General features: G+C 46.3%; 14 protein-coding genes. All 14 read left to right on the top strand.

Annotated features, from left to right (window positions below; genetic code table 11):
• Positions 1 to 2 precede the first annotated feature (2 nt).
• The 14 genes from D9Y29_RS05725 to D9Y29_RS05660 all read left to right on the top strand — a co-directional run bounded on the left by D9Y29_RS05725 (position 3) and on the right by D9Y29_RS05660 (position 21,702).
• Positions 3 to 2,828, top strand: coding sequence for a M16 family metallopeptidase (locus D9Y29_RS05725; protein ID WP_127125895.1), 2,826 nt, complete (start codon positions 3 to 5; stop codon positions 2,826 to 2,828).
• Between the two features lie 150 nt (positions 2,829 to 2,978).
• Entirely contained in the window at positions 2,979 to 3,539 is a 561-nt protein-coding gene (locus D9Y29_RS05720; RefSeq protein ID WP_127125893.1) for an RNA polymerase sigma factor, read from the top strand.
• Between the two features lies 1 nt (position 3,540).
• Positions 3,541 to 4,611 (top strand): FecR family protein, encoded by a 1,071-nt coding sequence (locus D9Y29_RS05715; protein WP_127125891.1) that lies wholly within the window; start codon positions 3,541 to 3,543, stop codon positions 4,609 to 4,611.
• A 78-nt stretch (positions 4,612 to 4,689) separates the two neighbouring features.
• The gene (locus D9Y29_RS05710; RefSeq protein ID WP_127125889.1) at positions 4,690 to 7,908 is read left to right on the top strand and encodes a SusC/RagA family TonB-linked outer membrane protein; all 3,219 of its coding nucleotides are present in this window, start codon (positions 4,690 to 4,692) and stop codon (positions 7,906 to 7,908) included.
• Positions 7,909 to 7,926: 18 nt separating this feature from the next.
• Positions 7,927 to 9,489 (top strand): RagB/SusD family nutrient uptake outer membrane protein, encoded by a 1,563-nt coding sequence (locus D9Y29_RS05705; RefSeq protein WP_127125887.1) that lies wholly within the window; start codon positions 7,927 to 7,929, stop codon positions 9,487 to 9,489.
• An 18-nt stretch (positions 9,490 to 9,507) separates the two neighbouring features.
• Positions 9,508 to 10,335: a hypothetical protein gene (locus D9Y29_RS05700; RefSeq protein WP_127125885.1), complete on the top strand. Its 828-nt coding sequence runs from the start codon at positions 9,508 to 9,510 to the stop codon at positions 10,333 to 10,335.
• A gap of 21 nt (positions 10,336 to 10,356) precedes the next feature.
• A complete protein-coding gene (locus tag D9Y29_RS05695) occupies positions 10,357 to 11,946 on the top strand; it encodes a glycoside hydrolase family 31 protein (protein WP_127125883.1) in 1,590 nt (529 codons plus the stop codon).
• A gap of 47 nt (positions 11,947 to 11,993) precedes the next feature.
• The gene (locus D9Y29_RS05690) at positions 11,994 to 13,511 is read left to right on the top strand and encodes a DUF4832 domain-containing protein (protein ID WP_127125993.1); all 1,518 of its coding nucleotides are present in this window, start codon (positions 11,994 to 11,996) and stop codon (positions 13,509 to 13,511) included.
• A 25-nt stretch (positions 13,512 to 13,536) separates the two neighbouring features.
• Positions 13,537 to 15,483 carry a right-handed parallel beta-helix repeat-containing protein gene (locus tag D9Y29_RS05685; RefSeq protein ID WP_127125881.1) on the top strand — a complete coding sequence of 649 codons (1,947 nt, stop codon included), beginning with the start codon at positions 13,537 to 13,539 and terminating at the stop codon, positions 15,481 to 15,483.
• Positions 15,484 to 15,497: 14 nt separating this feature from the next.
• Positions 15,498 to 15,929 (top strand): hypothetical protein, encoded by a 432-nt coding sequence (locus tag D9Y29_RS05680; protein ID WP_127125879.1) that lies wholly within the window; start codon positions 15,498 to 15,500, stop codon positions 15,927 to 15,929.
• 99 nt (positions 15,930 to 16,028) lie between these two features.
• Positions 16,029 to 16,292 (top strand): hypothetical protein, encoded by a 264-nt coding sequence (locus tag D9Y29_RS05675; RefSeq protein ID WP_127125877.1) that lies wholly within the window; start codon positions 16,029 to 16,031, stop codon positions 16,290 to 16,292.
• Between the two features lie 102 nt (positions 16,293 to 16,394).
• Entirely contained in the window at positions 16,395 to 16,994 is a 600-nt protein-coding gene (locus D9Y29_RS05670; protein ID WP_127125875.1) for an RNA polymerase sigma factor, read from the top strand.
• A 95-nt stretch (positions 16,995 to 17,089) separates the two neighbouring features.
• On the top strand, positions 17,090 to 18,259 hold the full coding sequence (locus D9Y29_RS05665) for a FecR family protein (RefSeq protein ID WP_127125873.1): 1,170 nt from the start codon (positions 17,090 to 17,092) through the stop codon (positions 18,257 to 18,259).
• A 164-nt stretch (positions 18,260 to 18,423) separates the two neighbouring features.
• Complete coding sequence (locus tag D9Y29_RS05660; RefSeq protein ID WP_127125871.1) at positions 18,424 to 21,702, top strand: TonB-dependent receptor; 3,279 nt, start codon at positions 18,424 to 18,426, stop codon at positions 21,700 to 21,702.
• The last annotated feature ends 13 nt before the right edge of the window (positions 21,703 to 21,715 follow it).

The raw sequence follows: 21,715 nt of genomic DNA, 5'->3' as shown, positions 1-21,715 counted from the left end.
TTATGAGCATTTTGATAATTCGAAGAGCTGGTATTTTGGTGTTGTTATTTTTGATGATCGGCGTAGTTTCCTGTAAAGATGAAAAAGTTTCATTGGAAGGATTGGATAAGAAGATATTGCCGAATGATTCTGCTGTTGTTACCGGTGAGCTGCCGAATGGTTTGAAGTATTATATCCGTAAGAACAGGAATCCGGAGAACAGGGCGGTGCTTTACCTGGTGAATAAGATCGGTTCTGTTCATGAGACCGATGCGCAGCGAGGCCTGGCGCATTTTTTAGAGCATATGGCATTTCGCGGAACAAAGAATTTCCCGGGAAATAATGTGATTGATTTCCTGGAAAAGGCTGGCGTTAAATTCGGGGCCGATCTGAATGCCTATACCAGTTATAGTGAAACCGTGTATCAGCTTCCGATTCCCACGGACAGCAATTTGATTGGCACTGGTTTGGCGATCCTGAAAGATTGGGCGCAGTATATCGATATCACGGAATCCGGTGTGAATACAGAACGTGGGATCATCCTTGCTGAGAAAAGGCAGCGGCAGGGATTGGAGCAACGCATCAGGGAGCAAAGTCTGTTTAACCTGTTGAATGGCGCTAAATATGCAGAAAGAGCGCCTATCGGCATAGATTCAGTATTGAAAAATGCAAAGGCTGCCGATCTGCAGAAATTTTATCACGACTGGTACCGCCCAGATCTGCAGTCGATCATCGCGGTGGGTGATTTTGATGCGGCGGAAATGGAAAATAAGATCATTGCCCTTTTCAGTGATCTGAAGAAGCATCCAGATGTTGCTCAACCGGAGGAGGTAAAGATACCTCAAATTGAACGGGAACATTACCAGGCCATACTGGATGATGAGATCACCAACACCACTATCCAGGTATTGCATAAATATCCTTCTCCGGATAAGGTCCAATCCGGGCTGGACCTTAGAAATTCCATGATCATTTCCCTGTTCAATACAATGCTGGCCAACCGGATAAACGATTTACGAAGAGGCGCTGAAATGCCATTCCTGAGTGCAAGTGGAAAAATAGAATCCTTGTTTACTGGCCTGGGATCAGCTTCTGTTAATGTTACTGTGAATCCAGGTGAATATGAAAAAGGATTCAAAACCATCACCCGCGAGATCCGTAAGGTGAAAGAGCTGGGTTTTAACCAACATGAACTGGATCGTGCAAAAGCTTCTTTTATCGAGAAAAAAGATTACCAGTTTGGCGAACGGAATAAGGTTACATCCCAGAATTATGTATCGGTATATGTAAATGCTTTCTTGAAAAAAACACCTTACCCATCTGCTGAATTTTTCAATGAATTCTACAATCAGCATATCAATAATATCGGGCTGGAAGAAGTTCAGGCTGTGATCGAAAAATTTTACAACTATAAGAACAGGGATTTCTATGTGGTAGCACCCCTCAATGAACAGGAACAGCTGCCTGGCGTGGAAGAACTGGAAAAATGGACAGGAGAGGTAGATAAAGAAGAACTGGTTGTTCAGGAAGAAAAGAAAGTGAATAAGAAACTGATGAACGAATTACCGAAAGGGGGTAGCATCGTTTCTGAAACTACCGATCCTGAAATGGGGATCACTACCTGGCAATTAAACAATGGTGCAAAAGTGGTACTCAAGCCAACTACATTCAGGAATGACCAGGTATTGATCTCGGCGTTTAGCCAGGGAGGAAGTTCACTGTATCCCGATAAGGATTATCAGTCGGCAATCGATGCTGTAGGGATCTTATCCAGGGGAGGTGTTGGAGACCTGGACCTGAAAACACTGTCGAGGGTATTGACGGGTAAGATCATGCAGGTAAATCCATTCATCAGCGAAAACTATGAAGGGATCAATGCGAACACCAGTAAAAAGGACCTGGAATCCACTTTCCAGCTGATGTATCTCTATTTTACGCAACCAAAACTGGATAAGGATTTAGTTGCCGGTGTGCTCAAAGAAGCCAAAGACAGGGCAATAAAAAGATACAGTAAACCTTCAAATGTATACGCTGATTCAATCAATTCCATCATGTTCGGTCATCATTTCCGTAAGAGAGCAGCTTTTGCGGAAAGAGTGGATATGATCGATCCGGAAGTATCGCTTAAGATTTACAAAGAGCGATTTGCCGATTTCTCGGATTTCACTTTTGTACTGGTGGGAAGTTTCGATCTCAATTCGATCAGGCCATTGGTGCAGAAATACCTCGCAGGACTTCCCTCGCTGAACAGGAATGAAGGCACCAATTATATTCAATATGCATATCCTCAGGGCGGCTTTACCAAAATAATCGAAAAAGGGAAAACCGACCGGTCTACTGTAACGATGATCCTGGACGGAAAATATACGGATGACGCCAACCTGGTGGGAAATATGACTGCCATCAGGGATATCGTACAACTTAAAATGACCGAAAGGCTTCGTGGAACGGAGCATGAGGTTTATTCGCCTGGAATTTCCATGAGCATGCTGGAAAACAGCAAGCGTTACGAAATGCGCATTGTGTTTACCTGCTCACCCGCCATGGTGGAAAAATTGACGATGGCTGCCAAAGATGAATTGAACAAGCTGGTTGCCTATGGCGCAGGCGCCGGGGAATTGACCAAATTCAAAGCGGAGTTTGCAAAGAGCCTGGAGGTTCAGCTCAAACGCAATGAATACTGGTTGAGCCAGATCAGTGCTAAACTGCAGGTGGGTAGAGGGCTTAATGAAATAACAGAAGCGGCAAAACGAATTGAAGCGGTCAGCGCGCAGAGTTTTAAAGAGACGGCAAAAAAATATTTGAATACAAATAATTTGAAAATTTTCGTTTTGTCTCCTGAAAAATAATACCGGACCCAATAATTAAAACAGTCATCTGCAACAGCCTTCAGGTCATTTGGTCTGAAGGCTTTTTTGTGGAAAAAGGCAATTACGCAAACGATTGACCTGTTGAAATCCAATCCTGTTTCATTAGATTTGATTCGCTAAACAATTGCTATGTCATTAATTGATGGATTAAAAACCAGCAACGAAACTGCGCTGCGCAAAGCTTTTGAGCAATTCCAGGAGCCATTGTTCAGGTATATTTTCGACAAAACAAGGTCGCCGGAATTATCCAGGGAAGTTGTTCAGCTAACATTCATCAAGCTCTGGAAATACCGCCTGAGCTTAAAGGCAGAGATCTCATTGTCTTCGGTCCTATTCCGCATAGCAAGGACCATCATGATAGATGAATTGAGAAAACAGAAGGCGTTGCGCAAAGCCGAGCTCCATCAATCAGGGCCGGTGCAGTGGGAGCTGGTGACTGAAAGTGTTTCTTACAACGACACTTTACGAAAACTGGAATTGCTGATAAAGCAGATGCCGCCTGTAAGACAGCGTGTATTCAGGCTGAGCAGGCTGAACTGTTACAGCTACAGCGAAATAGCCTCCATGCTTTCCATTTCCACCAAAACGGTGGAGAACCATATCCATCTTGCCTTGAAATTCATCAAACCATTTTTCCCGGTTTTGATAATCATGAGCGGAACATTATTATTCAATATAGTACTGTTGTAAGTTGATCGATAAAAAACTCATAGAGAAGTTCCTGAGGGGCGAATGTCCGGAGGATGAAGCGGCCGGTGTATTGCAATACCTGCGGCAGCATCCGGCTGTGCTGGAGGAATTCCTTCCCGAAGAGGAATGGGAGAAATATGTTTCGGTTCCGGCAACAACCGTTGATGAGGAGCTGTACGGTAACATACAGGAATCCATCCGTAGCGGAAAAAAGAAAAGAGCAATGATGATCTCGCTGTTCAGCGCCGCTGCAGCCGTTCTCTTATTCTTCGGTATCAGGCAACTCAGCCAGGATAACAAAATTGCAGGAGGAACTGAACTGGCTGCAAACAATACCACTGAAACGATCAGGAAGAACAGTACAACTGCTGACCAGCGGATCTCGCTTCCCGATCATTCCATTATTACACTTTCAGCCGGCAGCGAGATCAGGTATGCCGGTGATTATAATGTAACCAGTCGCCATATCTACCTGACCGGCAAAGCCGAATTCTCCGTAGCAAAGGATAAAGAAAAGCAATTCACTGTTTTCTGTGGCAAGGTGGCTACCACTGCACTTGGAACCAGGTTCAGCGTGGATGGTAATGTGAAGACCATTTCTGTTGTGCTGTATGAAGGCAAAGTGGTGGTGAAAAAAGTGAAAGATGAAACCATCGCCAATTACCTGTTACCGGGAGACCAGATCAGTTTTAATATCAGGAAGGAGATCTTCGAGAAATTCCGATATGATGAGCTGGCTGCTGCTAAATCAGCCCCAAAAACAGAAATGGAAAAGGGTACATCGGTTAATACAAAACCCCGGGTTGCAAAAACCTCAGAGATGCAACCAGCAGCTGATGAAAACAGCGGTCATATCAATTTTCAAAACCAGGACCTGAAAGATGTGCTGGACCAGCTTGCTGAACGGTATAAGGTAGAGATCGATTATCCTACAGAAATTTCATCTTCCATCAATGTATTCATATCTGTAGATACTACCCAATCGATCGATAAGATCCTTCAAAATATTGCCGCTATCAATAATCTTGGGGTAAAAAAGATCTCAGACAAAAAATTCTATATATCGAAATAAATTTTCCGGGTTGATTAGGGGATAGTTGTCCCGGAAAACGTAGTATGGCATATTAGCATACTTGCCTAAGAATACAATATGTTTAAACTACTAAAACTAACGGCTGTGCTGCTGACTGCCATCCTGTTGTGGTCAGGCATCGCCACTGCACAGCAGCCCCCAACCGTAACCGTTACCGGGATTGTCACCAATAGCAAGGGCGACCCTATTGGTTTTGCTTCCGTCCTTGCAAAAAGCTCCGCCGGCGAAAGGTCTTACACCACTTTTGCCGATTCCCTGGGAAAGTTCTCGTTTGTGAACCTGCCTGTAAAAGGGACCTACAATTTCGAATTCTCTGCAGTTGGTTACCAGAGCCGCACCATTACAGGTTATATCCTGAAAAGCGAAGGCAATAATGCCGTTATCGTGAGCCTGAAACCAGGCAACGATATGCTGAAGGATGTTGTGGTGGTGGGTTATGGCACAAAGCAACGAAAAGATCTTACCAGCGCTGTATCCAGTGTATCCGGTGATGTGCTGCGAAAAGCGCCGGTGGCCACTATCGACCAGGCATTGCAGGGAAGGGCCGCAGGCGTACAGGTCACATCCAGTACCGGTGATCCCGGTGGGCAGATCAGTGTGCGCATCCGCGGTATCTCCACCGCCAGTCCTGCCGGCAGCAGCGAGCCGCTGTATGTAGTGGATGATATCATCCAACCTAACGGTATTTCATTCCTCAATCCAAATGATATAGAAAGCATCGATATCCTGAAAGATGCAGCGGCACTGTCTATTTACGGTGTGCGTTCCGCCAATGGCGTGGTGCTCATCAAAACAAAGAAAGGCACAAGTTCCGGGAAAGTGAGAGTGACTCTTGATGGTTTTACCGGCGTATCACAGGTCTGGAAAAAAATGGACGTGCTGAATATTCAGGAAAAAGCGACACTGAATACGAATATCATCAGGGCCTACAATGAACAATTCAAAGATGTTGTTTCCTTTGTGCCCATTGCTGTCAACCCGGAATGGGCAACACCGCAGCGCATTGCCAATCTTCCAAAATCCGGCACCAACTGGCAGGACCAGGTTTTCCATACAGGAAAAGTGGTGGATGGCAGCATTGGTGTTTCAGGAGGCGACAGCAAATCCACTTATTATTTTTCCGTTGGACATAGAAAAGAAGACGGAACGATGGTGAACAGCGGATTCCAACGTACATCATTACGCGCCAATGCGGAAACTAACGCCAACAAATGGTTGAAAGTAGGAATTACATTGGGCTATTCCACTTCCAACAGGAAAGTGGTGGCCGGCACTAATGACGACAGAACAGGTTTCATGCAGTCGGCTGTTTTCTATTCCCCCGATATTCCGGTGTATGGCAGCAATGGTGAATATGGCGTGGCGCCAGTGGCCAATATCAACTGGTACGGAAATATCTTTCATCCCGTCAACACCATACAAAAAAGCAATCCGAAGTATACCGACAATAATCTTTCCGGCAGTGTATTCGGACAGGTGAAACTGCCTTTCGGCATTACATTCCGTTCCACTTTTGCAGCAGGACAGTATTCAGGCAGCTATTCCGTTTTCAATGGAAGCCTGGTGGGAAGCGCTGCTGCGCCTGTGTCTGCCACCAATCTCTATGCAGGGCAATACGGTGGTCATAACTGGAACTGGGATAACTATGCCACCTGGTCCAAATGGTTGAAAGGTCACAGTCTTGAACTTACTGCCGGTTACGTTGCACAATACGTGTACAACAAAGCCATCAATTACAGTCAAAGTAATTTCTCCAACCAGACGCCCGATTTCCAGCAGCCTGGTCTGGGTGATCCCGCCACCATCAGTTTCCCTTTCACACCACCTTCTGAGATCGCCTATACATCCATGTTCGGACGACTGAGCTATAACTACAAAGAAAAATATTATCTCCAGTTAACAGGCAGGCAGGACGCCGGCTCACCCGCATATGTAACCGATAAACCCAGGGGCTTCTTTCCGGCCGCCTCCGTTAAATGGAGGATGGCTAAAGAAAAATTCATGGAAGCGATAGAACAGATCGATGAGCTGAGTTTCCGCGCCAGTTATGGTGAAATGGGCAATATCGGCAATCTTGCCTATCCAGGTTATTCACTGGTTAAGATCAATTCCAATTATGGACTGGGCGGTGTATCGCAGAATGGAATTTCACTGGGACAATATGCGAGCGTTACCGGAACAGGATGGGAGCGGTTGAGGCAAGCGGATATCGGGCTTGATCTCACTGCATACCGCGGGCGTTTGAACATCACACTCGACTGGTACAACCGCATCACCAAAGGAATGCGCGTGATCCCCAAAGTGCGCGATATTTTCGGTTCCAGCACCAATCCTCCATTGATCAACCTCGATGGCGACAATATCCGCAACACCGGCTTTGAAGCTACTGTTACTTATAATAATGCAAGCGGGAAATTACATTATTCCATTTGTGCAAATGGAAGTATCAACAAAAATGAAGTGATCAGTTTAGGTGATATGGATTTCATCGTTCCACCGGATGGTACGCTGGTAGGCGCTTACCAGCCTTCGAGAACAATGGTGGGGCATCCCATTTCCGCCTTCTATGGATTTGTGTACGATGGCATCTATAAGTCTGATGCGGAAATACAAAATGCACCGGTTGACCAGGTAGGATCGGAACTGCGCCCCGGCGATATCCGTTACAAAGACCTCAATGGTGATAAAAAGATCAATGAAGAAGACAGGACCATCATTGGTAACCCTACTCCCAAATACACTTACGGCATCAACCTGAATCTGAGTTATGAGAATTTCGATTTCAGTATGCTGCTTCAAGGGGTGGCCGGTAACAAGATCTACAATTATTTCTACCAGCAGGGAACAGTGGGCGATCCCAGGTACAATGAAGGTATTAACAGGCTGGCCGATGTGAAGAAAAGCTGGACGCCTGATAATCCTGATGCCAGTTTACCAAGGATCGCTTTCCGTGATTATGATAATGCGAAGAACAGCCGGTTTTCCAGTTTCTGGCTGCAGGATGGATCTTATCTGCGATTGAAGAATATTCAGATCGGTTATACTGTACCGACAGTACTTTCAAAGAAAATGCAGATAGAGCGGATCAGGTTCTATGTGAGCGCCAGTAATCTTTTCACGATAACAAAATACAAAGGATTCGATCCTGAGATCGGCATCAACTCAACGGGATACAGCGATGTGTTCTCCGCCAACAGGGATTTGCAGATCGGTGTAGACCGGGGCGTATATCCGCAACCCCGAATGTTGCTGTTTGGACTGAATGTTACTTTTTAACGATTAACAACTCTTGCAATGGAAAAATATAAAAAGATAATTATTGCAACGCTGACGATCGCCATGATGGTAGTGGTGGTATGGGGTTGCAACAAAGGATTTCTCGATAAGAAACCTATCGGTCAATATACAATAGAAACCTATTTCACAGATGAGGCGAAAGCTTTCCAGGCAGTGGTGGGTGTATACGATGTTTCCGGCTGGGACAAAACATTCGACCGCATGTTCTGGACCCTGGGAGACGGCGCTTCCGATGATAGCAATTTCGGAATGAACCGGGATGATGGCAGCCCTCCCTATGTTGATATCAACCCAATCACCGATTATGCCAATGTTGCTGAAGCGAAATTCAGTCCTGCTTTCGAGAATATGTACAAGGGATTTTATGAAGGCATCAACCGCGCCAATGTGGCCATCAATGGCATCGAAACCGCACCCATCTCCGATCAGAAAAAAGCGCGCTTCATTGCGGAATGCAAGGCATTGCGGGCTATCTATTATTTCATGCTGGTGAATTATTATGGTGGGATCCCCTTGTTCACGAAGCCCATCAATCCGGGCAATGCAGATGATGTGAACATGCCCCGTGCTACGGCGAGACAGGTGTACGATCAGATTGAAAAAGACCTCACCGAAGCTATCCCGGCACTCCCGACAAAACAGACAACCATCGATGAAAAAATGGTGGGCCGCGTTACCAAAGGCGCGGCAGGCGCGTTGCTGGCGAAAGTATTCCTCTTCGATAAAAAATACACGGAAGCCGCTGCTGCCGCCCAGGTGGTAATGGCATCAGGCGAATACAATCTGAATCCCGACTATTACGCAAACTTTGTCCAAGCCACAGCCAACGGTATTGAGTCGGTTTGGGAGATCCAGCGTGTTGAGAATTTTACAGACAATGGCGGCGGCTGGGGACCTGACTCTTTCGATGGAACGTTAACGCCTATACGAGTTGGTTGCGGCAATGGCATGTGGGGGCAAAATGCGCCTTCGGGTGACCTGTACAGTCAGTTTCAGCCTGGCGACGGAAGACGCAAATACACAGCCACCACCACCGATGATGTGATCTCCGGAGTAACGATGTGCGGCAACGCTGGCGCACCTGGCATGGGCAAACACGTAGTGCCCGGAAAAGAGATCAGCGATTACAAACGTTATGATATCATTCCGCTCAACTGGCCTTTGTTCCGTTTTTCAGACGTTTTGCTGACCCGAGCTGAAGCGCTGATGTCTGAAGGCTCTGTAGGTACTGCCGCCAAAGATGAGGCCATCGATCTGCTGCTGCGTGTGAGGAACAGGGCAGGACTGACCTTACCATCCGAATCCGATTACCAGTCATACAACAATGATGAGCTCCTGCGCAATATCAGGAATGAAAGACGTTTGGAATTGGGCATGGAAGCCTGGCGTTTGTTCGATCTGAGACGATGGGGAGTGGATTCCCTGAAGAATGCACTGATCCGTGTTGGAAAGATCAACACCACCACACGTCCCTGGCAGGACCATTACATGTTGTACCCAATTCCACAATCTGAAATAGAATTAAGTAAGGGTATTGTAAAACAAACACCTGGTTACTGATCAAATAAATAATTTCTTATGAATAAGAAAAGCAAGTGGCTGTTTGCCGGGTTCATGGCCTCTTTGGTGTTGACGCTTATCATTGTCAGCTGCAATAAGAACGACGATCACAACGGCGCTCCCTACGATATCGAAAATTCCCTCACCATATTCAAAGTGGACAATGTGAACAATGACCAGGATCTGACGGCTGAAGATACAGTAGCAAGCATGTCCGGCCTGCAGGGAAAATATATTCCCGTCAATGGCAATACCGGTTCCACTACCGGTCTGGGAAAGATCTCCTTTCAACTGATGAATGAAGAAGATGAACTACTCAGTTCTGCTGAGATCACTTCCTTCTATCGTCCTGAATATCATATTTTCAATGTACAGCTTAACATACCCAAAGAGGCAAGGGGAGGTGTATATAAAGTACTGGTTACCTCCTTTGATACTCACAATACTGAAATAGGAAAAAAGAGTTTTTATGGAAAAGATGTGCTGACCTGTGATCCGGTTGCAGACTGCATTGTAGCCAACCAGATCACCATCATGCTGGAAACACCGGCTACAACGCCTGCCGATGAAGACCTGTATATTTTTGGCAGTATCAATGGATGGGGCAGCCGCAATGAGCCGCAATACAAATTCCACAAGAACCCTGACATGAATAACTGCTATTGCCTGTCTATTCCTTATCCACCCGGACATACAGACTGGCAACTGACAGAGATCTTCGTTTGCCGTGGCACCTGGGAAACACAGGCTGTATCATTGACCGGCGCTGATGTTACCTGGAATTATACCACCACTGAACGTGGCGGGATATGGAGGATCAAAGTAGATAAATGGAGGGATAAATAAATGGAAAAACGTACATCTTATATGCGACTGTTACTGGGCATTTTATTCCTGATGAATATGATGATTTCATCTGCACAGCAAACAGTGGCATTGTTACCCGGTGAAAAATGGTATGGTGCTGCAGTGAATGAAAGTCAGCACATGCCTTTCCCAAAAGGTTTTACACTTGACCTGAACGGAGATGTAAGAGGAAACCAGGCCGCTCCTTTATTGCTCTCCAATAAAGGCCGGTATGTCTGGAGTGATCAGCCTTTTGCTTTCACTTTAACAGATAAAGAAATAAAATTCAGCAAACAAAAAAATATAATCATAGAAAAAGCCGGAAGCACATTGTCAGAAGCGTACAAAGCTGCCGCCAGTAAATGTTTCCCTCCATCAGGCAAAATACCTGACGAGTTGTTGTTTTCCAAACCCCAGTACAATACCTGGATCGAGCTCATTTACGATCAAAATCAGCATGATATTTTAAAGTATGCGCGCTCCATTATTGACAACGGTTTTGAGCCGGGTGTGCTGATGATAGACGATAACTGGGCTCCTTACTATGGCCGGTTTGAATTCAGGAAAGACAGGTTCGATAACGCCAAAGCCATGATGGATACTTTGCACCGGCTGGGCTTTAAAGTAATGGTCTGGGTTTGTCCGTTTATCCGTCCGGATTCCGAAGAGGCGCGCTTCCTGATGAAGAAGAAGTGGGTGATGATGGAAAAAGAGAAAAACGGAACCTGGGAAAATGCCACCAGGCCAGCGATCATACAATGGTGGAATGGTTTCAGCATGGTGATGGATTTTACCAATCCCGAAGCAATAAACTGGTACCAGCAGCAATTGGATAAACTGATCAGAGAATACGGCGTTGATGGTTTCAAGTTCGATGCAGGTGATCCGGAATATTATCCTTCTAATACAATTTCTTTTCAACCCGCAACAGCCAATCAACACACGGAATTGTGGGGAGCTTTCGGCCTCAAATACCCGCTGAATGAATACCGCGCTATGTGGAAGCGGGGAGGTGAACCACTTGCAGAAAGACTGAGGGATAAACTGCATACCTGGGAAGACCTGCGGAAACTGGTGCCGGGCATGACAGCCGCCGGATTGCTGGGCTATCCTTTTACCTGCCCGGATATGATCGGTGGCGGCGACTACAGCTCCTTCGATAATGTAGATGCCAGTAAGCTGGACCAGGACCTGGTTGTGCGCTCTGCTCAATGTCATGCGCTCATGCCAATGATGCAATTCTCCGTGGCGCCCTGGCGGATACTGGACCAACCACACCTGGCTGCCATCAAAGAAGCTGTTGCACTGAGAAAGAAATACACGCCGCTGATCATGGAACTGGTAAAGAAAAGCGCCATCACCGGTGAACCTGTGGTAAGACATATGGAATATGTTTTTCCCAATGCAGGATTTGCGGGCTGCAACGATCAGCTGATGATCGGCGATAGCATCCTGGTGGCGCCGGTCCTTGCAAAGGATAACAAAAGGAACGTTATGCTGCCGAAGGGAATTTGGAAGTATATCGATGGAAGAAAATTCAAGGGGCCGGTCAGGATCACTGTGGAAGCGGCTTTGAACGAGTTGCCATTCTTTGAACTGGTATTGAAGTAGATTTTTTCATTATTATCATTTTACACAAAATGGATGTCGGCGTGAAAATGTTTTTCTCTTTCCTGGTGATTGGACTTACAACTATAGTTTGTTCAAAACCGGTAAAATCATCTGCCCAGGATACGGAAACCATCACCGTCAGTTATACTGAAAGTAATGAAGACTTCCCCAATCCGGAAAGAGGTTTTTACCGCTATAGTGAAACCACTGCCGGCAATTTCATTCCATTGGATCAGGACCAGCTGAAAGAATGGAGAAATGGGAAAAAGGCCGATGGCGGTAATTACAGTGTGAAAAGCACGCTGGTATTCCGTTATTACATTTTGAATGTATTTAAGGACAAACCTCTGTCTGCAGAATTCCTGGACAATGTCAGGGCCGATTTTGAAATAGCCCGGAAAGCCGGATCAAAACTGATCCCCCGGTTCACATACACCAATACCTCAAATGCCGGCGCCTGTCCGGAAGGATTTATTTGTCCGCCTTATGGTGATGCGCCCAAATCAATTGTACTCGGCCATATTGCACAATTGAAAGATCTCTTTCATAATAATGCAGATGTGATCGCATGTGTGCAAATGGGCTTTATAGGAGTTTGGGGCGAACAGTATTATACTGATCATTTTGGCGACGCTTCGCAGACCGGAGCGGCGGGAAAACTGCTGGATGATAACTGGCGCGACAGAACAGATGTGCTTCGCGCTCTGTTGGAAGCGGTGCCCACAGACAGGATGATACAGGTCCGTTATCCGCAATTGAAGCAACGATTCGTGTATGGTATACAGGCGCTGACCAGTGTTGCTCCATTGCTGGACAATGAAGCATTCAAGGGAACCGATAAAGCGCGTATCGGATTTCACAACGATTGTCTCCTTGCTTCTCCCGATGATTACGGCACTTACGAGGATTATGGTAACTCCTTATCCGTACGCAAATCAGACCTCGGTGTACTGAAAGGATACAAAAAGAAAGACAGCAGGTTTGTTGTGGTGGGCGGCGAAACCTGCACGGATGATTACAGCCCGCAAAACGATTGCGCACCAGCAGGTATTGCACAAAGCGAACTGGAAAGCCTTCATTACAGTTTCCTGAACTGTGCCTACAATAATGATGTGAACAACGATTGGCAGACCGGTGGTTGCATGGAAGAGATAAAGAAAAGATTGGGATACAGGTTCGTGCTGCAGTCGGCCAGTTTCCCTAAGACGGTGGCCGCCGGACAAAAAATGAATTTCAGTATCGAAATGATCAACCGGGGGTACGCGTCCTGCTACAATCCCCGGCAGGTGAAAATAGTTTTAAGGAACAGCACAACAGGACAACAGTTTTCCTTCGATACAGATGCCGATCCCCGCACATGGTATAGCGGAAATATTAAATTGGAAAGCGCCATAACAGTACCCTCAACAGTTACTCCCGGCGAATACGAGACTTTTTTATTCCTGCCCGACAAATACGGAAGCATTGGTGAGCGCCCTGAATATGCTGTCCGCTTCGCAAACAATGATACCTGGGAACCCGCTACCGGCTTGAATAAGCTGGGTATTTATCTAACCATAAAATAATCTTTCACACTTAAAATTTGCCATTATGGAACACATGAGAAAAGCTGCGATGATCGCGGCACTACTATTCTATTGTCTGAACTTACTTGCGGTTGACAGGCATGTATATGCGCCTGCTTCCATTCAAACACAAATTGATGCCTGCGTGGCCGGGGACCGGGTGCTGCTACATGCCGGAACTTACAGTCAGGCGGTGGTGATCGCCAACAAGAATAATATCACCCTTACCAGTGCAGGTGATGGTGAAGCCGTCATTGCCGGGAATGGTTCAGCTGTGCATACCATTTATATCGAGAACTCAAGTTCTGTAACTATTTCCGGGCTAACTATCAAGAACATCCGAAAACAGGCATGGTCTACCGGGATCACTTTTATTGGCGCAGGAAATAATCTTACTATTTCCGGAAACAAGATCACTGAGATCTCTTACGTTAACAAAAGCTGGGACCCTTCGGACAATCCCGGTAGCAGTGGTGTTGGCGCCAATGGAATTGCGATTGTTGGGGACAATGCATCTTCAGCAATCAGCAATGTTTCCATTCTCAACAATGAAGTGTCTTATTGCATTACAGGTTGGAGTGAAGGCATTGCATTGAAAGGGAATATAAACAATTTCAATATTGAAGGGAATAATGTACATCATATCACCAATATCGGGATCGATGTACTGGGATTGGCTACTTATCCGGCAATTACCACCAATAACCAGCCATCGAATGGTACTATCAAGGGGAATACGGCCTACAACTGCATTTGCAACTATACGGATAATGGCGCCATCTACGCTGATGGTGCGATAAATGTTTTGATCGCCAACAACAAAGTGTACAATAGTAAGTTTGGGATCACAGTTGGTTGCGAGAACCAGATAGATAAACCCAATGCCACCTCAAGCGGTATTCATGTAAGGAACAATCTTATCTATAATAATTCACTGGCGGGGATCTTGTACGGTTCCAATGGCGTGAACAATGGAAGCGCGGAAGGCACTGTTTCTTACAGCTCCATCACTGGTAATACGCTTATCAAAAATGCTTCTTCCAGCCAGTGGGCGAGTGAGATCGTGCTGCAAAACGCGAATAATATCGATTGCTTCAACAATGTGATCTATGGCCGTTATACGCAGATGTTCACGGTGGCTACCGGCGTTTCAGCCATCAATTGCAGGGCAAACTATTATTACAACAATACTGCTTCCTTCAGCGCCAGCCAGCAGACCGGTGCCGGAACCTGGACTGGTTTGGACCTCACAGCCTTCCGAACACTGACGAATGATAACGGTACAGATCAGTCCATTTTTTCTGATCCGGAGATTACCAGCGCCAGTGAAACTAACCCTGATCCTCACCTGCAGTCTGGCTCTCCCTGTATCAATGCGGGAAAATCCGGGTTCAGCCCATTTTCAGGAGAAGTGGATTTTGATGGCCAGCCAAGACTGAACGGAACAAGAGTAGATATAGGAGTTGATGAAACCGGAACGCAAAGTTCCTGTCCTGCTATTACTGTAAATGGAAATCTGAACGACTGGAGCAGTATTGCTGCCATAGCAACGGCTACAGGTCAGAGCGCATTGACTTTGAAGGTGACCAACAATGCGCAGTTATTGTTCTTTGGTGTTGCCGGCAGCGGGATGGACAATACACAATATCAAATTTATATCGATTCCGATAACAATGCGGGCACTGGGTATCAGGACAGTCAGTTTGGATCTTCCGGCGCCGATTACCTGATCGAGAATGGCCTTTTGTACAGGTATACCGGCACCGGTGGTTGGTCATGGACGGCCGTTTCTGCTACTGTAAATGCCAGTAAATCCGCAACCGTCACCGAGTTGAGCATCAACAGGTCTGCATTCACAGCGCTGGGCGCCACCATTACTGTTGCCTATAAAGACATGACAAACTGGGTTACACAATCGAAGTTGCCGTCTTCCGGTAGTTACGCAGCTTATTCCTTAATCAATTGTCAATAATTAAACTGAATAAGATGAGAAATATATATTGTATTGCAGCTGCTTTCATTTGTCTCTTTTCCTGCAAGAAAAATGTAGAAAGCATAAATGATAAAAATGTAAATAGTATTTCAGGCCAGTGGGCCTCCGTTCATATGGGGAATCCATTCCAGGTTACCATTGCAGAAGATAAGAAGTTCAGTATGGAATTGCCGGTCATCGTGAAAAAGGAGAGTGGTTCAAAGCCTGAGACATTGCTTTGCAGACTGAGCGGATCATGCATTCAACAGGATGGCCGGAATGAATTGCAGGCTGATCAGTTCAGCATTCTGAATGAGGCTGGCAGCAGTGATCTGGAATATTCGATCTTTCAATCCATAGCCAACCTTGAACTTGTGATCCAAAGGGAAAACACTGCACCATTAGGATTTCGTATCACTGCCGGAAGGGCGCTGATGAATAAATGATTTGATCAGTTCCCGGATAAAGACTTATTTATTTTCAGTTCCATTACTGAATCTCCTGAATGCGGGCGATATTTGCACCTGAACCAACCATGTAGCACCATGATATCAGTAGGAGGAACAGCGATAAAGAATTTCAAAAAGGATTTCACCGTTGATGGCGAAACCATTACTATCGATTTCATCACCATGAATTGTGTAGAAAAGCAACTTTACCAATTATACATTCCCTATAACGATGGCACCGTCAGGGTGCATGTACAAAGAAATGAGAATGGGGATTTTAAGATAATGGGAGATAATGTTTGTCCGGCCAAATTCCTTCCCCTGGAACCGGCATTTGATGAGGCTATCAAGAATTACTGATTTCTGTTTTCCATTATTCGATTATTCAGGCCATGCAATCCATTTACGGATGGCATGGCTTTTTCGTTTTGAATCGATATTTTTGATACCAAAGGGTTGTTTTTGGCAGAGCCGGTACCATACGATGAAAAAGAACTGATACTACGGATTGCGGAAGGAGATCAGCAGGCGTTCAGAATGCTGTACGATCAGTATGTGCAGCATGTGTACGGAATAGCACTGCAATTGATGAAATCACCGGAACTGTCGCAGGACCTCACACAGGAGATCTTTGTGCGGGTCTGGATCAAAAGGGCCACCCTTACTGAAGTGGAACAGTTCAGACCCTGGCTGAATACCATCACCCGTAACCTGGCCCGCGATTATTTGCGTAAAAAAGTAATTGCTCCTGAATATGAGCCCTACCTGCTCGGCTTCTTTGCCGATCTTTCGCCGTCTGCGGAAGAAGAACTGGCTCACCGCCAATTGCAGCAGGTGATGAAAGAAGCTATCGATCAGCTTTCCCCCCAACTCAAAACCGCTTTCACACTGAGCCGCTTCAGGGGGCTCACGCACGAACAGATCGCGCAGGAGATGCAGATCTCTCCCACAACTTCCAAAAGCCACCTGGTACGGGCATTGGCTTCCATCCGCCTTTACCTGAAAAAACATTATCCTGAAGTGGCCATTGTGGTAACGGTACTGCTGAGCCCCCGGGGCTGAAATTTTTTTTCCATTTCGATGCCTTACCCCTGGTATCGTTTTGCGTCCTGTAATAGAATACCCAACAACATTGCATTCCAACGAAAAAACAGACTATGGCCGACAAAGAATTTGAGGATTTGTTTCGCACATATCTGGCTGACACGATGACGCCGGCCGAGTTCCTGCGTTGGAAACATATGATGCAGGATGATGCTTACAGCCCTGAGCTGGAAGCGCAACTGGAGGAGTTGGTGAATGCAGATCAGTCTTCAGCGGGTATCGATGCTCCTGTTGAAAAAATGTACCGTCATATTGCAGCGGGAGGTTTCCCGCAGCATGGAAAGCCTTTACTGATGCGCAGTTATGTCCGGTGGGTTGCCGCGGCAGCAGTGTTGCTGCTTGCCGGCGTGGCAATTTTTGTTCTGTTTTTGGATAATGGAAAAAAACACAGTGTGCCGGTGGAGCAGGTCATTGCCGAATCGCTGGATATGCTGCCTGGTAGTAATGGGGCTGTACTTACGCTGGCCAATGGAAAGAAAGTAGTACTTGATAGTATGAAGAATGGCGTGATCTCCCTGGAAAGCAATGGTAAGGCAGTGTTGGAAAATGGCGCATTGAAATATGAAGCGGATGGCGCAGCCGCAGGGGAGATGCAATTCAATACAATTACAACGGCCAAAGGCCGTCAGTTCCAGGTTCGATTACCCGATGGTTCCAAAGCCTGGCTGAATGCAGCCAGCAGCCTGACATATCCTACCCGTTTTTCAGGGGAGGAAAGAAATGTAAAAGTGAACGGCGAAGTATATTTTGAAGTGGCCAAACAAAAGAATAAGCCTTTCAAAGTGATAGCGCCTGATCAATCCTTTATCGAAGTAACGGGCACCACCTTCAACGTGAACGCTTATCACGATGAAGCGGCCATAACCACCACGCTCACGGAAGGCGCTGTAAATATACATGCGGGAAATAGCTACAGGGCTATCAGGCCGGGGCAGCAGGCAGCTGTGAAAGCCGGACAGATCAATGTGATCGATGGCGCAGATACCAGCCAGGTGCTGGCCTGGAAGAATGGTGTGTTTGATCTGAACAATGCAGAACTGACAACCGTAATGCGGCAGCTGGCGCGCTGGTACGATGTAAATGTAGAATACGAAAAACAACCGCCTGTACGCTTCGGTGGAAAAATGCAACGCAATTTGAAGCTTTCGCAGGTATTGAACGGACTGTCCGGCATGGGCGTGCAGTTCAGGATCGAAGAAGGAAGGAAGCTGGTTGTATATTAGCCAATAACGGACATCGCATCTCTTGCCAATAAAGAACACTTCAGATACTGTTAAACCTGACCTGAATTCATTCCAATAAAAAAGACCGGAAGTGATTCGAGCACCTCCGGCCAAAGTTTGGATCGACTGCTAATTATTGTTCAACCCAAAACTGTTACGAAGTTATGCAAATCAAAGCGCTTTGTGACCAGGCTGCTATTGTCTGGCGCGGCCTGGGTACCAAAACAATTCTGAAAACAATGAAACTGACCGCCTTTTTCATGCTCGCTTTCAGCCTTTCCATTTCCGCCAGTGGCTTAGCCCAAACGGTTACCCTGAGTGGGAAGGAGATCCCCCTGAAAAAGATCTTTGCTGAAATAGAAAAGCAAACAGGCTATTTTGTAGTGTGGAGCAAAGATCAGATCAGCCACTCAAAGCCTGTAGATGTACAGGCCAGCAAACAACCCCTGGAAAGCTTTATCAAACAGGTATTGAAAGACCAGCCGCTGGAGTATACCATCGAAAATCAAACCATCTTCATCCGGCTGAAAAAAAGCCCCCCTTCTAAAAATCAACTGAGCATTACCGTTGCAGCCGACCCTGTGACAGGCTATGTGAAAGACAGTAACGGTGAGCCCCTGACCGGCGCAACGGTTACTATCAAGGGGACCAGCATTTCCGTGGCAACGGGTATCAAGGGTTATTTTTCAATTAATGCCCAGCCCGGACAAACTCTCATTTTCTCATTTGTGGGTTATGAAACGCAGGAACAGAAAGTGGGGACTGGAGAGATGCTGGTGGTATTGCCGGCCTCTGCCAATGCGCTGGATGAAATGGTGATCATTGGATATGGTACTGCAATGAGAAGAAGCAATACCGGAACAGTGGCAACGGTGAAGAATAAAGATATCGTTTCACAACCTGTAGCAGATCCGCTGGCTGCACTGCAGGGGCGTGTGGCAGGTTTGTTTGTTTCCACTACCAGTGGATTCCGCGGCTCCAATTTCACCGTTCGTTTGCGTGGGCAAAACTCGATCGGTGAAGGAAATGATCCTTTATATATAGTGGATGGTGTTCCCTACTTTTCCGAGTCCCTGGACCAGTTCACCAGCGCCGGGGGCAACCAGAGCCCGCTTGCAAGCATCAACCCAACCGATATCGAACGCATCGATGTTTTGAAAGATGCCGATGCCACCGCCATTTATGGGTCAAGGGGCGCCAATGGCGTTATCCTGATCACCACCAGGAAAGGGAAAGCAGGAAAAACACAATTCGATTTCAATATCTATTCCGGCGCCAGCAAAGTGACCAATAAAGTGGACATGCTGAGCACGCCTGAATATGTGGCCCTTCGTAAGGAAGCATTTGCCAATGATGGCGGAACGCCTGATGATCAAAATGCTCCTGACCTCGTACTGTGGGACCAGAACAAAGCAACGGACTGGCAGGACCTGATCATCGGGAATACAGCCAAACTCACACAGGTGCAGGCTTCGGTATCCGGAGGCAATGAACAGACCAGGTTCCTGCTCAGTACTTCCTACCGCAATGAAACCACTGTACTGCCCAACGACCTTCCTTTTCGTCGCGGAGCTGTTTATCTCAACCTGGACCATTCCAGCGTTGACAAGAAATTCAACATCACCGCTTCGGTGAATTATTCAGGAATAAAAGACAGATCGCTTGCGTCAGACGTTACATCTTTCTACAATATGGCGCCGAACTATCCCATTTATGATGATGAGGGAAAATTTTACTGGTTCGGCACTTTGCAAAACCCGATGGCTTACCTGCAAAGGAGGAATACCAACAAAACAAAGAACCTTGTGGCAAATTCCGTGATCAGGTATACTGTGTTGCCGGGTCTGAGTGTGAAAACCAGGCTGGGTCTTACACAGACCAATATGGACCAGATGCAGGTATATCCAAAGGTGGTCTTCAATCCAACATCTTCAATCGGAAGTATGACCTATTTCGGTAACAGTGAAGTGAGTTCCTATATCATCGAGCCGCAGGTGGATTATACGCGCAAAATTGGCGAAGGCAAACTGCAATTATTGGCTGGTGGCAGCTGGCAGGAAAACACCAGGCAGGGTAAAAGCTTTATTGCTGATGGTTTTTCAAGCGAAGCACTGATGGAAGATATTGGTTCGGCAGAGGAGATAACAGTGCGTACTCCTACGCTTTACAAGAAATATAATTACAATTCATTCTTCGGTCGTGCCACTTATAACTGGAAAGAAAAATACATTGTGAATGCCAGTTTCCGGAGGGATGGCTCTACACGTTTCGGGCCCGGATACCGGTTCGGAAATTTCGGCGCCGTAGGCGCAGCCTGGTTATTCACTGAGGAAGGTTTCTTCCCTGAAAATAATGTGATCAGTTTTGGTAAGTTGAGAGCCAGCTATGGTACAACAGGTAACGATCAGATAGATGAATACGGTTACCTGGAAACATGGAGGTCTACTTCTTTCGCTTATGACGGCGTTGCAGGTATCTACCCCTCGAGACTCGCCAATCCTTTGTTCCGCTGGGAAGAGAATAAAAAGCTGGAAGCTTCGCTGGAACTGGGTTTTCTGAATGATAAGATCTTACTCACCACCAATTTTTACAGGAATATTTCAGACAACCAACTGGTGGATTTTGCACTCACGCCACAGGTAGGTTTTGCTGAAATGACCGCTAATTTCCCGGCTACAGTCCTGAACACTGGTTGGGAATTTGAATTGAATTCCACCAATATCAGCAATAAGGAATTTACCTGGAAAACAGCGTTCAACCTGACTGTGAACAAGAACAAACTGAAAGCATTTCCTGACCTGGAGTCATCAACCTACAAGGATACTTACGTAGTCGGTCAATCGCTTACCATCGTCAGGGGATTCCAGTTCAACAGGATCGATCCGCAAACGGGTTTGCCTGAATTCCTGGACCTGGATAAAAACGATGATATTTCCGATCCTGATGATTTCGTAACACTGGGCAAAACGATGCCCGACTATTTTGGCGGTTTCAGGAATACCTTCAACTATAAAGGGTTTGAACTTGATTTCCTTTTCCAGTTCGTAAAACAGGAAGGACGTAATATCAATTATGGATATCTCTCCAGGCAACCAGGTGCTTTACAAAATATGACCATCGATGCGCAGGACCGTTGGAGGAAAACAGGGGATATCGCAAATGTTCCCAAAGCCAGTCTCACTGGTGCAGGAGCCGATTACAACAATTACCGTTTATCTTCTGCCATGTGGGGAGACGCCAGTTTTATCCGGTTGAAGAATCTGTCGCTGCGATATGATCTGTCCAAGCTGGTGAAACGTTACAAGCTGAATAACCTGAGTGTGTATGTGCTGGGCCAGAACCTGGTCACCATCACCAGTTATGATGGCTTCGATCCGGAAACACAGGGGCTGGTAATGCCGCCGATGAAAACGATCACAGCAGGTTTACAGTTCAATTTCTAAATGGTATTCCTAC

This window comes from Pseudoflavitalea rhizosphaerae, assembly GCF_003991355.1.
Classification (GTDB): domain Bacteria; phylum Bacteroidota; class Bacteroidia; order Chitinophagales; family Chitinophagaceae; genus Pseudobacter; species Pseudobacter rhizosphaerae.
Note: the sequence above shows the minus strand (reverse complement) of the source record. Positions and strands in the feature narration are given on the sequence as shown.